This is a genomic window from Klebsiella sp. 2-CIP_Kleb., from assembly GCF_050378715.1.
Classification (GTDB): domain Bacteria; phylum Pseudomonadota; class Gammaproteobacteria; order Enterobacterales; family Enterobacteriaceae; genus Klebsiella; species Klebsiella quasipneumoniae.
This window is the reverse complement of the sequence record NZ_JBNRLG010000005.1, coordinates 313,678-331,348: the sequence shown is the minus strand read 5'-3', so window position 1 is coordinate 331,348 and position 17,671 is coordinate 313,678. Positions and strand designations below refer to the sequence as shown.

Here is a 17,671-nt window from a genome sequence, read left to right as displayed (position 1 = left end):
TATTTTTTTTAGTGAATGGAAAGAAACAATGCAGCAGTTACAGAACGTTATTGAGTCCGCTTTCGAGCGTCGCGCCGACATCACGCCGGCTAATGTGGATACCGTGACCCGCGAAGCGGTTAACCAGGTTATCGCCCTTCTGGATTCCGGCGCGCTGCGCGTCGCTGAGAAGATCGACGGTCAGTGGGTGACGCATCAGTGGCTGAAGAAGGCGGTACTGCTCTCTTTCCGTATTAACGATAACCAGGTTATCGATGGTGCGGAAAGCCGCTACTTCGATAAAGTCCCGATGAAATTCGCTGACTATGACGAAGCGCGTTTCCAGAAAGAAGGTTTCCGCGTGGTGCCGCCGGCAGCGGTTCGTCAGGGCGCGTTCATCGCCCGCAACACCGTGCTGATGCCGTCCTATGTGAACATCGGCGCCTACGTTGACGAAGGCACCATGGTTGACACCTGGGCCACCGTCGGCTCCTGCGCGCAGATCGGTAAAAACGTTCACCTGTCCGGCGGCGTCGGCATTGGTGGCGTACTGGAGCCGCTGCAGGCGAACCCGACCATCATCGAAGATAACTGCTTCATCGGCGCGCGCTCTGAAGTGGTTGAAGGGGTGATTGTCGAAGAAGGCTCCGTGATCTCCATGGGCGTTTACCTCGGTCAGAGCACCAAAATCTACGATCGCGAAACCGGCGAAGTCTTCTACGGCCGCGTGCCGGCTGGTTCGGTAGTGGTATCAGGCAACCTGCCGTCGAAAGATGGTAAATACAGCCTGTACTGCGCGGTGATCGTGAAGAAAGTCGATGCCAAAACCCGCGGCAAGGTCGGCATTAACGAACTGCTGCGCACCATCGACTAAAGCAAATAAAAAGCGGGAGATATCCCGCTTTTTTTATATTTGATGCTGGCGAAAATGGATTTTTTCGTTAATTATTCAATGGTTATGATGCTATCAAAGGTACCGTTATGTACGATAATCTGAAAAGTCTTGGCATTACCAACCCTGATGAGATCGATCGCTATAGCCTGCGGCAGGAAGCTAACAACGACATTCTGAAAATTTACTTTCAGAAAGACAAAGGCGAATTCTTCGCCAAGAGCGTGAAGTTCAAATATCCGCGTCAGCGCAAAACCGTCGTCGCCGACGGCGTCGGCCAGGGCTACAAAGAGGTCCAGGAGATCAGCCCGAACCTGCGCTACGTTATCGATGAGCTGGATCAGATCTGCCAGCGCGATCGCACTGAAATCGATCTCAAGCGTAAAATCCTCGACGATTTACGCCATCTGGAAAGCGTGGTCACCAATAAGATCAGCGAAATCGAAGCCGATCTGGAAAAACTTACCCGTAAGTGACAGCGTTCCCGGCGGCGCACCGCCTGACCGGGCAACCAATATAATCTGCCGCTTACGCCATGCATCCTCCAGGCCGGGTAAGGCGAACCGCCTCCCGGCATTTTTATCTCGACGCCCTATCGTTGCTCATCCAGCTGCAGGGCTATATAGAGCAGCAGCCGATCGTCAAAGCTGCCGAGATCCAGACCGGTCAGCTCCGAGATACGGTTCAACCGATACTCCAGGGTATTGCGATGAATAAACAGCGCCTTTGACGTCGCCAGGGGCTGCACGTTATGGCGAAACCACGCCTGCAGCGTTCGCCGCAGCAGCCCGTTGTTGTCCATCGCCTTGAGACGCGCCAGCGGACGGGCCAGCTCATTGGCCTGCCAGCCGCCGCGCAGGCTGTCAAGCAGCACCGGCAGCATCAGATCCTGATAGAAGTAACAGCGGCTCTCCGGCATCCGCTGCTTGCCCACCATCATCGTCGTGCGTGCGGTACGGTAAGAGCGGGCGATACTCCCGGGACCGGTGAAGAAGTTGCCCAGCGCCACGCGGAAGCGGAGCTGCCCATTCTCTTTCATCCTGGCGATAAGCTGCTCGACGCGCCGGACGTGATCGTCTGCGTCCCAGCGGCCAAAGCTGTTCAGCGCCGGTTTCAACACCACCATTTCCGTGAGCGAGACAATGGCCACCAGATTATTGCGATCGGGGGTGGTCAGCGCGTTCTGCAGCTGCTGTAGCTCCGCCATCGCGCTGTCCACGCCGAGCTGGCCGCTGTCCACCTCAATCATCGCCACTACGCGCGGCTGATTCAGATCAATTCCTAAACGCTGCGCCCATTCGTTCAGCGCCGGGGTATGCTCTTCCGCCTGAATCAGGTTCATCACCAGCTCTTCGCGCAGACGGCTGTCCTGCGCCAGGAGATGCATCAGTCGCGACTGCTCCAGCATCATCTCAGCCGTCATGCACACCAGCTCGCCATATTTTCGCAGCGACTCCGGCTCGCCGGTCAGGCCGATCACCCCGACGATCTCCCCCTCCAGGCGCAGCGGCAGGTTGATCCCTTGACGCACCCCGTGGAGATGGCGAGCCACCGCATCGTCGATATCCACCACCCGCCCCTGGGAAAGCACCAGCAGCGCGCCTTCGTGCAATTCACCAATCCTTTCCCGATCGCCGCTGCCGATAATCCGCCCGCGGGCATCCATCACGTTGATGTTGGTATCGATGATGCGCATCGTCCGCGCCACAATATCCTGCGCCATTTTGGTATCAAGATGCCAGCCAGCCATGTAATCCTCCCCTTTGCAGGGCACCAGCATAAAAGAGTCGTTGCTCTGCTGCATTGTGCATATGCCCGAAGCCCGGGTGAGATATGTGGAGTTGTGGAAGCGGTCACAGAACGAAAAAAAGCCCCTGCCCTCGGCGAGGGAAGGGGCTGGAGAGCGAGCGCTGACTGTTACTGCAACAGCAGATAGATAGAGGCGTCGCCGCGCTGAATATTCAGCGCCAGCACGGACGGTTTGGCGTCGAAGATTTTCCGCAGATCGGCGATGTTTTTCACCGGCTGCTGGTTCGCCCCGACGATGACGTCGCCTTTCTTGAGGCCAATCTGCGCCGCCGGGGTACCGGCTTTCACATTATTGACCACCACACCTTTGTCCTGACCCTTGTTGCTCATTTCCGCCCCTTCAATCCCGTTGAAGATGGTGCTGGAGTCAACCTGGGTCTGGTTGCTCTGCTGCAGTTCGACGGTCACGGTCACCGGTTTGCCGTCGCGCAGCAGACCAAGCTCAACTTTGCTGCCGATAGGCATGGTGCCGACCTGGGCACGCAGCGCGGCGAAGCTGCTGATCGCCTTCCCGTTGAGAGAGGTGATCACGTCGCCGGCTTTAATGCCCGCTTTCGCGGCCGCCGAACCCGGCATCACCTGGCTGACAAAGGCGCCGCGCTGAGCGTCGACTTTCATCGCTTTCGCCAGCTCAGAGTTCAGTTCGGTCCCCATGATGCCGAGCTCGCCGCGTTTCACCTGGCCATATTTCACCATCTGCTCGGTCAGGTTTTTCACCATGTTGCTTGGGATAGCAAAACCGATACCGATGTTGCCGCCGTCCGGCGCCAGAATGGCGGTGTTGATGCCGATCAGCTCGCCGTTGAGGTTCACCAGGGCGCCGCCGGAGTTCCCGCGGTTAATCGCCGCATCGGTCTGGATAAAGTTTTCGTAGTTTTCCACGTTCAGGCCGCTACGACCCAGCGCGGAAACAATCCCGGAGGTCACGGTTTCGCCCAGACCGAACGGGTTACCGATAGCCACGGTGTAGTCGCCAACGCGCAGCGCGTCAGAGTCGGCGAGCTTAATCGCCGTCAGGTTTTTCGGATCCTGAATCTGAATCAGCGCGATATCAGAGCGCGGATCTTTGCCAACGACTTTGGCATCAAACTTACGGCCATCGCTCAGTTGAACCTTAATTGTGGTGGCGTTGTCCACGACGTGGTTGTTGGTCACCACATACCCCTTGGCGGCATCAATGATGACGCCGGAGCCCAGCGCCATAAATTTCTGCTGCTGGCCGCCGTCAGGCTGACCGCCCTGTCCGCCGCCCTGGCAAAACGGCGAACTCTGGAAAGGAGAACCGTCCTGGCAGAACGGCGAATTATCGCCAAAGAACTGCTGGAAGTTACGTGGCATCCGTGGGGTATTAACGGTGGTGCTACCTTCAACGTTAATGCTCACCACCGACGGCATCACCTTCTCCAGCATCGGGGCCAGGCTTGGCATCTGCTGTGCATTAGTGGCCGAAGATGCCGTTTCTGCCGCGCTCGCAGAGAGCGGGGACAACGCCAGACCTAAACTCAGAGCCAGTGCACTCATTGCTAACGTGGTTTTTTTCATCAGTTTCAATCTCAATATCAGAAAACGAAAGTTGCTGTGTACGTGACTATCAGAGTCATTTTATAGCGCTAAGTTCCGGAATTAAGTTTCTGGAAAAAGTAAAAATTTATTGTCCATCTTTACAAAACTCCAGCCTATTCCACCGCCATTAGCCGCCGATATTCATCCCACGCATACAAATCCGTCATCCCGCTGATATAATCCTGAATCAGACGGCAGCGATAATAGTATTCCATCAGCGCAAATTCAGGCGCCGTGCGCGCCAGCTTATTTACCGCTTCCACATAGGCCAGCCGGTGGCGGGTTGATAGTTTCTGATACAGCCGGGAGGCAATGGGTAAACGCCGTACCCGCTCCTGCGCCACTAATTCGCTGAAATCCTCGAGCGATAATTTCAGCAGCGGCTGATAGATATCCAGCAGGCCACTGATCACCCGGTAGCCCTGCAATTCCAGCTGCTCGACATCCGGATGGCTAAACACCTGTTTCATCGCCACATTTTTATAAAGCTCCAGCAGCTGACTGCAATCGCTGTCGTCCTCGAGCAGCGCATGATTAAAGTCGCCCGTAAAGATGGCCGGCAGGTTGTCAATAAATCGGCGCGCCGCGTAGGGCACCAGCTTATTCAGCGTGTTCACCCGCAAATACATAAAAAACTGATCTTCCGCGCTCTGTTTCAGGGAATTGGCTCGTGATTTCTCCCAGGCATTTTCCACTACCTGTGAGAATAACGATCCTTTTTCATGGCAGCCCCAGGCGTCGTAAAGATGCTGATAAAGCTGCTCAGCGCTGAAAATACGTTTTTCCACCGCGTCCTCGAGATCCGCGACGCAATATGAGATGTCATCCGCGGCTTCCATAATCCAGGTTAATGGGAACCGATTGTAAGGCGCCAGATCCAGTTCTTTACGCAGGCGCGCCACATACTCCTCTTCGGCTAAATAGTAGCCAGGCTTTTTCATTAAATAGCTGTGGCTGGCTGGCGTCGCCTCAGACCACCACGCCGGCCGAGTATATTTCAGAATACAGCCGACCTGCGCCCAGGTCAGATTCATGCGCATCAGCGTATGGACCAGACGAATGCCCTGGGCGTTGCCCTCAAAGCTGCAGAGATCCTGGCGCACTTTGCGGCGCAGCGCGTTAAGCGACGTTTCCCCTTCATGCAAGCGTAATGCCTGCACTTCACAGCGATCGTCGGTCAGCGGCTGCCCGAGCGCATCGCCGGGCGCCAGACGCTGGCGGAACCAGTCGTTAATCGCCGCCTCGCCAAAATGGCCAAACGGGGGATTGCCGATATCGTGCATCAGGCAGGCCATCTCCACCACGCTCTCGAATGGCCCGGTCAGCTCTTCCAGGCCATACTCCTCCAGTAGCCTCAGCTCTTTCAGCCGGCTCAGCACCTCTTTGGCGATATAGCGTCCCACCTGCTGCACCTCCAGCGAGTGGGTCAGGCGGGTACGCACCGCCGCGTTGCGCTCCAGCGGGAAGACCTGAGTTTTTTGCTGTAAGCGACGGATTGCCGGCGAGTTGACGATCCGTCCCCGATCGCTTTCGAAGATCCGCAGGATGTCGCGCTCCGTCTCGACACGCGGCGGCGAACGGAAGCGTCGACGCCAGTTTATCTTGTTGCGAAAATCAATCTTTGCCATAGCCTCTCCCGCGCGAGCAATACGCTTCCCCTTAAGCGCATGATAGACTATGCAACTAAACCTGACACATCGCGAGTAAATCTATGAAAATTGGCATTATTGGCGCTATGGAAGAGGAAGTTACCCTTCTGCGCGACAAAATCGAAAACCGCCAGACTATCACTATTGGCGGGAGCGAAATCTATACCGGCCAACTTCACGGCGTTGACGTCGCGCTGCTGAAGTCTGGTATCGGGAAAGTGGCCGCGGCGATGGGCGCGACCCTGCTGCTGGAGCGCTGCCAGCCTGACGTGATCATTAATACCGGCTCTGCCGGCGGCCTGGCGCCGACGCTGAAGGTCGGCGATATCGTCGTCTCCGATGAAGCGCGCTACCACGACGCCGACGTCACCGCCTTCGGCTATGAGTACGGCCAGTTGCCTGGCTGTCCGGCCGGCTTTAAAGCGGACGAAAAACTGGTGGCCGCGGCGGAGAGCTGCATTAACGCGTTAGATCTCAATGCCGTTCGCGGCCTGATCGTCAGCGGTGATGCCTTCATTAACGGCTCTGTCGGTCTGGCGAAGATCCGCCATAATTTCCCGCAGGCGATCGCTGTGGAAATGGAAGCGACCGCCATCGCTCACGTCTGCCATAACTTTAAGGTTCCTTTCGTGGTGGTTCGCGCCATCTCCGATGTGGCCGACCAGCAGTCTCACCTCAGCTTTGAGGAGTTCCTTGCGGTCGCCGCCAGACAGTCCACCCTGATGGTGGAGAATCTGGTACAGAACCTGGCACGTGGCTAAGTCGCTCTCCTTCGCGCTTGCCGCGCTGCTGTTACTCGCCCCGGCGTGGCTGCTGGCCGCGCCGCGGGTGATCACCCTCTCCCCCGCCAATACCGAACTGGCCTTTGCCGCCGGGATCACGCCGGTCGGCGTCAGCAGTTATTCCGATTATCCGCCGCAGGCCAAAACGATTGAGCAAGTTGCCAGCTGGCAGGGAATGAACCTGGAGCGCATCGTAGCGCTCAAGCCAGACCTGGTGCTGGCCTGGCGCGGGGGTAATGCCGAACGTCAGGTTAACCAGCTGCAGTCGCTGGGGATCCACGTCCTGTGGGTACAGACTTCGACCATCGAAGAGATCATCGCCACCCTGCGTCAGCTGGCGCAGTGGAGCCCACAGCCGGAAAAAGCACAGCAGGCGGCGCAGGCGATGCAGCAGGAATACGATGCGCTGAAAGCGCGCTATGCCAGCGCGCCGAAGAAACGCGTCTTCCTGCAGTTCGGTTCCGCACCGCTATTCACCAGCGGCCCCGGCTCAATTCAGGATCAGGTGCTGAGGCTGTGCGGCGGCGAGAATATCTTTGCCGCCAGCCGCGTTCCCTGGCCGCAGGTGAGCCGCGAACAGGTGCTGGCCCGTCAGCCGCAGGCGATTGTGGTGACCGGCGACGCCAGCCGCATCGCCGAAGCGCAGCGCTTTTGGCAACATCAGCTCACCATTTCGTTGATTGCGTTACACAGCGACTGGTTTGAACGCGCAAGCCCACGTATTATCCTCGCCGCCAAACAACTTTGTGCAGCGCTCGACCAGGTAAAATAACCATCCGGCATACCGGATGTTCAGTGGGAATCAACGATGCTTGTCTATTGGCTGGATATTATTGGCACAGCTGTCTTCGCGATCTCCGGCGTTCTGCTGGCGGGGAAATTGCGTATGGACCCATTCGGCGTGCTGGTGTTAGGCGTGGTGACGGCGGTGGGCGGCGGTACCATCCGCGATATGGCGCTGGCGAATGGCCCGGTATTCTGGGTCAAAGATCCCACCGATCTGGTGGTGGCAATGGTCACCAGCATGCTGACCATCCTGCTGGTCCGCCAGCCGCGCCGGCTGCCGAAATGGATCCTGCCCGTTCTTGATGCCGTCGGTCTGGCGGTGTTTGTCGGCATCGGGGTGAATAAAGCGTTTCTCGCCGGCAGCGGCCCGCTGGTCGCGGTGTGCATGGGCGTGGTGACCGGCGTTGGCGGCGGGATAATCCGCGACGTGCTGGCGCGCGAAATTCCTATGATTCTGCGCACCGAGATCTACGCCACCGCCTGTATTGTGGGCGGCATTGTCCACGCCACCGCGCACGACACCTTTCATCTCCCGCTGGAGAATTCGGCGATGATGGGGATGGTGGTGACCCTGGTGATTCGTCTGGCGGCGATCCGCTGGCACCTGAAGCTGCCGACGTTTGCGCTGGACGATAACGGACGGTCATAAAAGCAAAACGGTAACCTGAGGTTACCGTTTTTAACGTTGGCACCCTCTCGCAGAAGGGGAAGACGCCCGGTCGCACTCGCTTTACACGCTGAACGAGGATCCGCAGCCGCAGGTGCTTTTCGCGTTCGGGTTGGTCACGATAAAGCGCGAACCTTCCAGCCCTTCGGTATAGTCGACAGAGCCGCCGACCAGATACTGCAGGCTCATTGGGTCAACCACCAGGCCGACACCCTGTTTCTCAATGGTCATATCCCCTTCGTTCACCTGATCGTCGAAGGTGAAGCCATACTGGAAACCGCTGCAACCGCCGCCGGTAATATACACGCGCAGTTTCAGGTTCGGATTATCTTCATCCGCAATCAGGTGTTTTACTTTATTGGCTGCGGCTTCGGTAAACTCCAGCGGCAACGCTACGTCATCACTCATTTTTTGCTCCCATTGGTACTTCCGGCCGGTTAAAGAATAACCGGGCCTTTTGAGCCATTATCTAATACCCTGGTAAATCGTTCAAGTATTCTCCCGGGGCGCCTGCTGCGCTTTTGCCGCCTGCTCGGCCTCCTGCTTCGCCAGAGTACGTTGCAGAATGGTCGAATACAAAGGCTTACCGCCGAGGAATTGCGCCAGTAGTGTTGCGCCAAGGCAGGTAATAATCATTGGCAAAATGAGCTGATAGTTATCGGTCATCTCCAGCACCAGCACAATCCCGGTCAGCGGCGCGCGCACCGAGGCGGCGAGCAGCGCGCCCATGCCGGCGATAGCGAAAGTGCCGGCATCGAGATGGTAGGACGGAAACAGCGGGATAGCCGCCATGCCGAACGCCGTGCCCAGCAGCGTGCCGAGCGCCAGCATCGGGGCGAAGATGCCCCCCGGCGCGCCGGAGGAGAAGCAGATCAGCGTGGTCACCACGCGGGCAATAAAGATAAACAGCAGCAAACCGACGGAGAAGTTACCGGCGGCGGCGATGGGGATCAGGTTAAAGCCACCGCCCACCGCGGAGGGCTGCATCAGCCCCAGCAGACCGCAAAGCCCGCCGATGATCCCGCCCATTAACACCCATTTTTTGATGTTGCCACCGTGAATGCGCTGGAACAGATCCTGGGTGCGCAGCACCAGAAAATTAAACAGCGGGCCGAAGCAGCCAAACAGCATCCCCAGCACCAGGTACAGCCACAGAGTGTTCACCGGGGCATTGCTCAGCTTGCCCACCTCTATAATTGCCGCCTCGCCGTTAAAAATGCGAAACACAATGCTCGACATGATCACGCCGGTAAATACCGCTTTAATGGAGATCAGGTTGTAGCGGAACTGCGGGCGCATCTCTTCGATGATAAACAGGATACCAGCCAGCGGCGCGTTAAAAGCCGCTGAGAGACCCGATGCCGCGCCGGTCGCCAGCAGCGTGTGCCGCGCTTCCGGACTGCGCATGCGGAAAATATCCAACACCATGCGCCCAATGTTGCCGCCAAGCTGCACCATCGGCCCTTCGCGTCCCAGCACCATTCCGGCGCCCAGGGTCCCCATGCCGCCGATGAATTTTACCGGCAGCACGCGCCACCAGCGCACCGGCCGCAGCTCCTCCAGCGCCCCTTCGATCTCCGGGATCCCCGATCCGCCAGCCTCCGGCGCAAAGCGGCGCACGAGGAAATAGCCGACCATCGCCAGCAGCGCCGACAAGATAAACGCCAGCGGCCAGACCAGATACCAGTGGTCCGCTACCTGCGCCAGCGCGCCGATCCGCTGGTTCTGCACCCAGTTCACGCTCTTTTCAAACGCCACGCCCACCAGCCCGGCCAGCGTGCCGACCACCGCCGCCATAAACAGCACCGCCAGCGGCGTTTTATCGCGCTGAATTAAGCGGCGCACCGCATCGCCGCGACGCACCCGCACGAACTGATGTGCTTCAAAAGAGGGAGTTTCTGCTTTCATGCCGTTATCAATTATTGGTAATACAAATGAAGAGAGAGGCATTTTAGCCGCCCCGGCGCGCTGCGTCGTCAAAAAAATGCCCTTGCGGCACATTGTTTCAATTGGGCAAAACTTTCATAACCATCCTGGAATAACTTAGAATAGCCGATAAAACATTTTTCACGAACCAGGACCCTGGCCATGAGCAAATCTGAAAATCTGTACCATACTGCGCGCGAACTGATCCCCGGCGGCGTTAACTCGCCGGTGCGCGCCTTTACCGGCGTCGGCGGCACCCCGCTGTTTATCGAACGCGCGGATGGCGCTTACCTCTATGACGTGGATGGAAAGGCCTATATCGATTATGTCGGCTCCTGGGGTCCGATGGTGCTGGGCCACAACCATCCGGCGATCCGCAACGCGGTGATCGAGGCGGCGTCACGCGGCCTGAGCTTTGGCGCGCCGACCGAAATGGAAGTGAAAATGGCGGCGCTAGTGACCGAGCTGGTACCGACCATGGATATGGTGCGGATGGTGAACTCCGGTACCGAAGCCACCATGAGCGCGATTCGCCTGGCGCGCGGTTTCACAGGCCGCGACAAGATCATCAAGTTCGAAGGCTGCTACCACGGCCATGCCGACTGCCTGCTGGTGAAAGCCGGTTCCGGCGCGCTGACCCTCGGCCAGCCGAACTCGCCGGGCGTGCCGGCTGATTTCGCCAAACATACCCTGACCTGCACCTATAACGACCTCGCCTCGGTGCGCGCGGCGTTCGAGCAGTATCCGCAGGATATCGCCTGCATCATCGTCGAGCCGGTCGCCGGGAACATGAACTGCATTCCGCCGCAGCCGGAGTTCCTGCCGGGCCTGCGCGCGCTGTGCGACGAATTTGGCGCCCTGCTGATCATCGACGAAGTGATGACCGGCTTCCGCGTGGCGCTGGCGGGCGCGCAGGCTTATTACGGCGTGGAGCCGGATCTGACCTGTCTCGGGAAAATCATCGGCGGCGGGATGCCGGTAGGCGCTTTCGGCGGCCGTCGCGAGGTGATGGACGCTCTGGCCCCCACCGGCCCGGTTTATCAGGCCGGTACCCTCTCCGGTAACCCGATCGCCATGGCCGCCGGCTTCGCCTGCTTAAGCGAAGTGGCGCAGCCGGGCGTGCATGAAACCCTCACCGAGCTGACCAACCAGCTGGCGCAAGGTCTGCTTGATGCGGCGCGTGACGCCGGGATCCCGCTGGTGGTCAATAACGTCGGCGGCATGTTCGGCATCTTCTTTACCGATGCCGAAACTGTCACCTGCTATCAGGATGTGGTGAAGTGCGATGTCGAACGCTTCAAGCGCTTCTTCCATCTGATGCTGGAGGAAGGCGTGTACCTGGCGCCGTCAGCATTTGAGGCTGGCTTTATGTCCGTGGCCCACAGCGAAGAAGATATCGACAATACCATCGACGCCGCGCGTCGGGTGTTTGCCAAACTGTAAGCTCCCTGCATGCCGGGTGGCGCTCCGCTTACCCGGCCTACCAAACCCGCAATGGCACGGACCGTAGGTCGGGTAAGGCGTTAGCCGCTACCCGACAAAAAAACGGCACCGTGCGGTAGCCCGGATAAAGCGCAACGCGCCGCTATCCGGGATCTTTCGCGCTAACGCCACGCGTTAGCGGCTCTGCTTTCTCAGCAAATAGATAAAGTACGGCGCGCCGATAAAGGTTGATAACAGCCCCGCCGGGATCTGGTAGGGAAACATGATCATTCGTCCGCACCAGTCGGCGAAGACCAGCAGCAGCCCGCCAGTCAGCCCGGAGATCACCATATGCGGCAGCGTGCGCCGGAAGCCCATCATCCGTGCGATATGCGGCGCCATCAGCCCGACGAAGCTCAGCGGGCCGATGGTCAGCGTCGCCGCCGCCGTCAGGCAGGCCGCCAGCAGCAGCAGAACAATCCGCGATGAGGTCAGCGCCATGCCCACCGCTCGCGCCGCCTCCCCGCCCAGCGGCAGGATGGTCAGCCAACGGCGACAGAGCGGCGCCAGCGCCAGCAGGAGCAGCATCACCGCGCCGCTGCGGACCACCCTCTCCGGCGTCGCGCTGTAGGTCGACCCTGAGATCCACGTCAGGATCTGCGCCATGCGCGGATCGCCGCTGGCCTGCAGCATCATCAGCAGCATGGTGAAGGCGGTACTGAGCGCCATCCCCGCCAGCAGCATCCGATGCGGCGAAAAGCCGCCGCGCCCGGCGGCCAGCATAATGATCAGCAAGGTGCCGGCCGCGCCAAGGCTCCCGGCCGGCAGCAGCCAGCCAAAGGCGTCGCCAGGGACGAAGAACAGCATCAGCACCACGCCAAAGGCGGCGCCGGAGCTGATGCCCAGCACTTCCGGACTGGCCATCGGGTTGCCGGTCAGGCGCTGGATAATACAGCCGGCGACCGCCAGCATCACCCCGGCGAACAGCGCCGACAGCACTCGCGGCCAGCGCCAGGGCAGCAGTTGCTCCAGCAGATCGCCGTGAGCCCACAGCCAACCGTGGGCATCGCGACCAAAGGCCAGCGCCACGCTCACCGCCAGCAGCAGCAACGCGACGCCCCCGAGAACAAACCCTTGCACGTGATAGCGCTCAGGCTGCACGTTATCGCCGCCGTTCATCACCGGGGCGCTGATGCTGCGCAGCCGCGGCAGCAGCCACAGCAGCAGCGGCGCGCCAATCAGGGCGGTGACCGAGCCGGTGGAGACTTCCCGCCATACCCTGCTCAGCCAGAGGATCACCTGATCTGAAAGCCACAGGAGCAGCGCGCCGATCAGCGCCGCCAGCAGCAGCCGGGCCAGCAGTCGACGGGCGCCGAGCATTTTCGCCAGCAGCGGCGCGAACAGGCCGATAAAGCCGATAATCCCGACCGCGTTGACCAGCAGCGCGCTCATCACGATCGCCAGCGTCAGGGCGCCGAGGCGCGCCAGAGACAACGCCAGCCCAAGGTTGCGCGCCACTCCGTCATCGAGCCCCATCAGGGTCAGCGGACGCAGCAGCAGCAGCGTGAGTACTGCGCCGCCCAGCAGCTGCGGCCACAGGCGCTGCGCCACGCTCCAGTCGGTTTGCGTCAGCGTCCCGGTGCTCCACAAGAACATACTCTGCAGCTGGTCGTGATGGAAAATCACCATCAGCTGGTTAAGCGCCCCGCAGTAGAGGCTGACCACCAGGCCCGCCAGGATCAGCGTTACCGGCGACAGGCGCTTGCCCCAGGAGACGCCAAACACCAGCGCTCCCACCAGACAGGCTCCGGCCAGCGCGGCAAACTGCGACGCCAGCACGCCGGGGATGGCCCACAGCGTAGTGACTGTGATCCCCAGTTGCGCGCCGGTGGCGACGCCAAGGGTGGTTGGCTCCGCCAGCGGATTGCGCAGCACCTGCTGGAACAGTACGCCGACCAGTCCCAGCCCGGCCCCCACCAGCAGTGAAACGGTCACCCGCGGCAGCAGGCTGTAATGAAACAGCATCTGGGCAATCCGATCGCTATCCGGCTGCCACAGCGCCTGCCGCCATTGCGCATAGGGCAAGGCGACGTTGAGATTGACGATGCTCAACGCGAAGGCGGCAACCAGCAGCCCGGCCAGCAGGATAATGGCTAACGGTGAAATACGCCTATTCATGCCGGATTCCCCTGGGCCTCGGCCAGCACGCGGGCAAAATGCATCGCCGACAGCGTCGCGCCATAGAACCACACCGCCGGAACGCGCTGGAAGCGCCCCGCGCGCACGAACGGCATCGCCTGCCACAGCGGGGTCGCCAGCAGTTGGGTCATCTCCCGCTCGTTACCATGATCGAAACAGATCACATCGGCCTCGTTAAACGCCGCCAGCCGGTCGATGCCAACGCTGACGCTGCCCCAGAACGCCGCTTCGCCGCGCCAGGCGTTTTTGATGCCAAAGCGATCGAGCACTTCCTGGAACAGGCAGTTTTCGCCAAAAACCAGTACATGGCGCGGATCGAGCAGGGAGATCATCAACAGCGGACGGTCGCCGCGCCCGGCAAAACGCGGCTTCAGGCTCGCCATCAGCGCCTCAAACTCCGCCAGGTGGTGCTGAGCCTGTTGTGTTTTGCCCAGCAGGTCAGCCATCTCCAGCAGCGAGCGCTGAGCCATCGCCAGCGGACGTTTGCCATCGCTGAAGGTAAATCCGCGGCCGGGGGCGATACGCGCCAGCTTCTCCGGCGACGGGCCGTAGCCTGCCGACCAGACGATAAATGACGGTTTCATCTGCGTCAGCAGTTCAAGATTGGGTTCGGTACGCAAACCGACATCGATCACCAAGTCGGGCAGCGCGGGTTCGTTCACCCACAGGCGATAGTTGGGGATATCGGCCACGCCGTAAGGCGTGACGCCCAGCGCCAGCAGCAGCTCCGCCGGCAGCCACTCCAGGGCGACCACGCGCTGCGGGTCAACGTTCGCCGCCTGCGCGCCGCGCATCTGCCACAGCAGCGGCGAGAGCGCCATCGCGGTCAGCAGGCGGCGTCGGGTTATCTGAGTCGGGGTCATCATCAATAGACAAAGCTTACCGGCGCCGCGCCGGCCGGGTGCGGCAGGATCCCCATCGGGATGCCGTAGATTTGTTCCAGGGTGTCGCTGCGCATCAGTTCCGCCGGCGTCCCCTGGGCGATCATTTCTCCGCCGCGCAGGGCCACCAGATAGTCGCAGTAGCGGGCCGCCATATTAATGTCGTGCAGGACGGCGATCACCGTCAGGCCGCGCTGCTGGCTGAGACGATGCACCAGCGCGAGGACATCAACCTGATGGGCGATATCCAGCGCCGAGGTGGGTTCATCGAGCAGCAGACAGCGGCTATCCTGCGCCACCAGCATGGCGATCCACGCCCGCTGGCGTTCGCCGCCGGAGAGGCTGTCCACCAGGCGATGGGCGAGCGGCTTCAGCCCCACCAGCGCAATCGCCTCTTCCACTTTCTCGCGGTCCGCCGCGCCAAAGCGACCCAGCGCGCCGTGCCACGGGTAGCGGCCGATGGCCACCAGCTCACGCACCGTCATACCTTCGGCCGGCGGCAGCTGCTGCGGCAGATAGGCCACTTTGCGGGCAAAGGCTTTGCTGCCCCAGCTCTCCAGCTGCTGCCCGTCCAGCAGCACATCGCCTGCGGAAGGCGGCTGATGACGGCCAAGCATTTTCAGTAACGTCGACTTGCCGGAGCCATTATGACCGATCAGGCCTGTGACTTTTCCAGCCGGGAAGGTGAGCGAGAGCGGATGGAGCAACGTGCGGCCAGGCACACGGAAAGTGACGCGATCCAACGCGAAGGTGGTTTCTGCGTGCGGAGTCTGTTCCTGCATAGCGATAACCTGATAAAGGGCGCGGCGAACCGCGCCCGTAGGTGGTTAGAAACGGAAGGTGGCGGTGGCGACGACCTGACGTCCGGCCCCCCAGTAGCAAGCGTATTCGCTGTAGCAACTGGAGACATATTCGCGGTCGAACAGGTTGTTGACGTTGACGCCGACCGACGATCCCGGCAGGCCAAAGCGCGCCAGATCGTATTTCACCGTCGCATCCATCAGCGCATAACCGGCCACACTAAAGGAGTCATTTTTCTTACCGGTGCTGGTGTCATTTTTGTAGTAGCTGACCGTTGAACCGATATAGCGCGCCCCGGCCCCAATCGTCAGACCGCTGAGCGCGGTTTCGTGGAAGGTATAATCCGCCCACAGGGAGGCCATATTACGCGGCACTTCCGCCGGACGTTTGCCGTTGAACACCGTATCGTGAGTGTATTCCGCATCGGTATAGCTGTAGGCTGCGGTCAGGTTGATATTGGCGTTAACTGCCGCTTTCGCCTCCAGCTCAAGGCCGCGGGAGCGGATCTCGCCGGTCTGGATGCTGAACGCCTGGTTAGCCGGATCCGCCGTCAGGTTCTTATCTTTGGTCAGCTGATAGACCGCCGCGGTGACCACCACCGGCATATCTTTCGGCACATATTTCACGCCGGCTTCATACTGCTTACCGCGCGACGGATCGAACGGCTTGCCGCTGCTGCTGGAGCCCGATACCGGTTCAAACGATTCGCTGTAGCTGAAGTACGGAGAGATACCGTTATCGAACAGGTAGTTGATGCCGCCGCGCCAGCTGAACTGCTGGTCGTGGTTCTCCGCCAGGCTGTTGGTGGCGCGGGTTAACGTTGAGGTGGTGGCGTAGTCGTAACGACCGCCCAGGGTCATGACCCACTTATCCCACTCCATCTGATCCTGCGCGTACAGGCCGGTCTGTTCCATCCGGTTGAGCACCGCGTACGGGAAGGTAACCTCAATATTCGGGTTGCCGTACTGCGGATTATTCATGCTGATAGGATCCGCCGTCCCGTAGTCGGCATCCACATCATTACGCATCCGCGAGTAGTCCACGCCGGTCAGCAGCGTATGGCTGACCGCGCCGGTGGCGAAATCAGACTGCAGCTGGGTATCGACGGTAAAGGTGTTCAGGTGCTCGTCGGAGCGCACATAGGCGCGATTCATGTAGCCCGGCGCGACATAGCCATTGCCGTACACCGAGCGATACAGGGTATCGACCTCGGCATAGCGCAGGTTCTGCCGCACGGTAAAGGTATCATCGAACTGATGGGAGAAGCTGTAGCCCACCATCTTCTGGCGGCGGGAGATTTTATTATCCGCCTCGCCTTCATTGAAATCGGTTGGCAGCTTGTGCGCCTTACCATTGGCGTCGTAATACGGCACCACGGTGCCTTCACGCGGCAGCCAGCCGTAGTAGCCCGCATCCGGGTCATTCTGGAAGTTGCTCAGGAATGTGAAGTCGGTTTTATCGTCCGGACGCCAGCTAAAGGAGGGCGCCACCGCGTAGCGGGTCGATTTCGCCATCTGCTGCTGGGCATCCTGGCTGCGGCCCAGGCCGGTCAGGCGGTAAGACCAGACGCCGGCATCATCAATGGCGTCGCTGAAGTCAAACCCGGTCTGCCACAGATTGTCGGTGCCCATCTTAAACTGCACTTCTTTCAGCGGCTCGGTGGTCGGGCGTTTGCTGACCATGCTGACGATACCGCCCGGGTTGCTGTTGCCGTACAGCACCGAAGTTGGCCCGCGCATCACTTCCACGCGCTCCAGGAAGTAAGGATCCATGGAGACTTCAGAGTAGTTATTCCCCTGCAGCTTCATGCCGTCCAGATACTGGTTGGTGTTGACGGTCGTCGAGGTGGTGAAGCCGCGAATGGTGACCACGTCATAAGTGGTCGAACTGCCGCGGGTGGAGAAGACGCTTGGCGTATAGGAGAGCGCCTCTTTTACCGTCGTCGGCTGGCGCATCTCCATCTCCTGGCGCGTCACCACCGACACAGACTGCGGCGTTTTTTCAATCGGGGTATCGGTTTTCGTCACCGTGGCGGAGCGTTTCGCCGCGATGGTCGGCGCCGGTCCCCAGGCGCTTTCCTGGGCGGCCGGAGCGGCAACGACGGTGATGGTTTCTTCTTGCTTCGGTTGTTCTGCTGCCTGTGCGTAGACAGACATGCCGCTAACCGCCGTGGCTACTACAGCTGCGACTTTACGCAGCGAGTGGTTTGGCTGAGCAGTTTTTGGACGCGCCATGGGTATATCTCTGATGAAAGTGAATGATAACGTAAACGAGAATTATTATTATGACGGGCGATATAATAGGCGAAACGTCGA

The 17,671-nt window shown here is 59.9% G+C and carries 15 protein-coding genes; 6 read left to right on the top strand and 9 right to left on the bottom strand.

Going from position 1 to position 17,671, the window contains the following annotated elements; translation table 11 throughout:
• Window positions 1-28: 28 nt before the first annotated feature.
• Entirely contained in the window at window positions 29-853 is an 825-nt protein-coding gene (gene dapD, locus ACQUTP_RS18405) for a 2,3,4,5-tetrahydropyridine-2,6-dicarboxylate N-succinyltransferase (RefSeq protein WP_002889295.1), read from the top strand.
• A 107-nt stretch (window positions 854-960) separates the two neighbouring features.
• On the top strand, window positions 961-1,347 hold the full coding sequence (locus ACQUTP_RS18400; protein ID WP_002889292.1) for a DUF3461 family protein: 387 nt from the start codon (window positions 961-963) through the stop codon (window positions 1,345-1,347).
• Window positions 1,348-1,463: 116 nt separating this feature from the next.
• Here ACQUTP_RS18400 and cdaR read toward each other — a convergent pair whose 3' ends face one another.
• The 3 genes from cdaR to dgt form a co-directional block, all read right to left on the bottom strand.
• Entirely contained in the window at window positions 1,464-2,621 is a 1,158-nt protein-coding gene (cdaR, locus tag ACQUTP_RS18395; protein ID WP_004204443.1) for a DNA-binding transcriptional regulator CdaR, read from the bottom strand.
• 167 nt (window positions 2,622-2,788) lie between these two features.
• Window positions 2,789-4,222 (bottom strand): serine endoprotease DegP, encoded by a 1,434-nt coding sequence (gene degP / locus ACQUTP_RS18390; RefSeq protein ID WP_004145870.1) that lies wholly within the window; start codon window positions 4,220-4,222, stop codon window positions 2,789-2,791.
• Window positions 4,223-4,356: 134 nt separating this feature from the next.
• Window positions 4,357-5,871 (bottom strand): dGTPase, encoded by a 1,515-nt coding sequence (dgt, locus tag ACQUTP_RS18385; protein ID WP_004204441.1) that lies wholly within the window; start codon window positions 5,869-5,871, stop codon window positions 4,357-4,359.
• Window positions 5,872-5,954: 83 nt separating this feature from the next.
• Between dgt and mtnN the strand changes: the two genes are divergently transcribed.
• The 3 genes from mtnN to ACQUTP_RS18370 are packed head-to-tail and all read left to right on the top strand — an operon-like array spanning window position 5,955 to window position 8,109.
• Window positions 5,955-6,653 carry a 5'-methylthioadenosine/S-adenosylhomocysteine nucleosidase gene (gene mtnN / locus ACQUTP_RS18380; RefSeq protein WP_004204440.1) on the top strand — a complete coding sequence of 233 codons (699 nt, stop codon included), beginning with the start codon at window positions 5,955-5,957 and terminating at the stop codon, window positions 6,651-6,653.
• Window positions 6,646-7,446: a vitamin B12 ABC transporter substrate-binding protein BtuF gene (gene btuF / locus ACQUTP_RS18375; RefSeq protein ID WP_004204438.1), complete on the top strand. Its 801-nt coding sequence runs from the start codon at window positions 6,646-6,648 to the stop codon at window positions 7,444-7,446. The genes mtnN and btuF overlap by 8 nt, the downstream gene beginning before the upstream one ends.
• 36 nt (window positions 7,447-7,482) lie before the next feature.
• Entirely contained in the window at window positions 7,483-8,109 is a 627-nt protein-coding gene (locus ACQUTP_RS18370) for a TRIC cation channel family protein (RefSeq protein ID WP_004204437.1), read from the top strand.
• Window positions 8,110-8,190: 81 nt separating this feature from the next.
• On the opposite strand, the gene erpA is transcribed toward ACQUTP_RS18370, so the two are convergent.
• Window positions 8,191-8,535, bottom strand: coding sequence for an iron-sulfur cluster insertion protein ErpA (gene erpA, locus ACQUTP_RS18365; protein WP_002889275.1), 345 nt, complete (start codon window positions 8,533-8,535; stop codon window positions 8,191-8,193).
• Between the two features lie 81 nt (window positions 8,536-8,616).
• Window positions 8,617-10,035 carry a H(+)/Cl(-) exchange transporter ClcA gene (gene clcA, locus ACQUTP_RS18360; protein WP_004204436.1) on the bottom strand — a complete coding sequence of 473 codons (1,419 nt, stop codon included), beginning with the start codon at window positions 10,033-10,035 and terminating at the stop codon, window positions 8,617-8,619.
• A 180-nt stretch (window positions 10,036-10,215) separates the two neighbouring features.
• Here clcA and hemL point away from each other — a divergent pair, with 180 nt between their 5' ends.
• On the top strand, window positions 10,216-11,496 hold the full coding sequence (gene hemL, locus ACQUTP_RS18355; protein WP_004204435.1) for a glutamate-1-semialdehyde 2,1-aminomutase: 1,281 nt from the start codon (window positions 10,216-10,218) through the stop codon (window positions 11,494-11,496).
• 174 nt (window positions 11,497-11,670) lie between these two features.
• Here the strand turns inward: hemL and fhuB are convergent, their stop codons facing one another.
• From fhuB to fhuA, 4 genes are read right to left on the bottom strand one after another with little or no spacing between them, the layout of a single operon-like run.
• On the bottom strand, window positions 11,671-13,653 hold the full coding sequence (gene fhuB / locus ACQUTP_RS18350) for a Fe(3+)-hydroxamate ABC transporter permease FhuB (RefSeq protein ID WP_049003563.1): 1,983 nt from the start codon (window positions 13,651-13,653) through the stop codon (window positions 11,671-11,673).
• Window positions 13,650-14,540: a Fe(3+)-hydroxamate ABC transporter substrate-binding protein FhuD gene (fhuD, locus tag ACQUTP_RS18345; protein ID WP_250689820.1), complete on the bottom strand. Its 891-nt coding sequence runs from the start codon at window positions 14,538-14,540 to the stop codon at window positions 13,650-13,652. The genes fhuB and fhuD overlap by 4 nt, the downstream gene beginning before the upstream one ends.
• Window positions 14,540-15,337 carry a Fe3+-hydroxamate ABC transporter ATP-binding protein FhuC gene (fhuC, locus tag ACQUTP_RS18340; protein ID WP_428902422.1) on the bottom strand — a complete coding sequence of 266 codons (798 nt, stop codon included), beginning with the start codon at window positions 15,335-15,337 and terminating at the stop codon, window positions 14,540-14,542. Before fhuC ends, fhuD begins: the two co-directional genes overlap by 1 nt.
• 45 nt (window positions 15,338-15,382) lie before the next feature.
• Window positions 15,383-17,590 (bottom strand): ferrichrome porin FhuA, encoded by a 2,208-nt coding sequence (gene fhuA, locus ACQUTP_RS18335; RefSeq protein WP_285755732.1) that lies wholly within the window; start codon window positions 17,588-17,590, stop codon window positions 15,383-15,385.
• Between the last annotated feature and the right edge of the window lie 81 nt (window positions 17,591-17,671).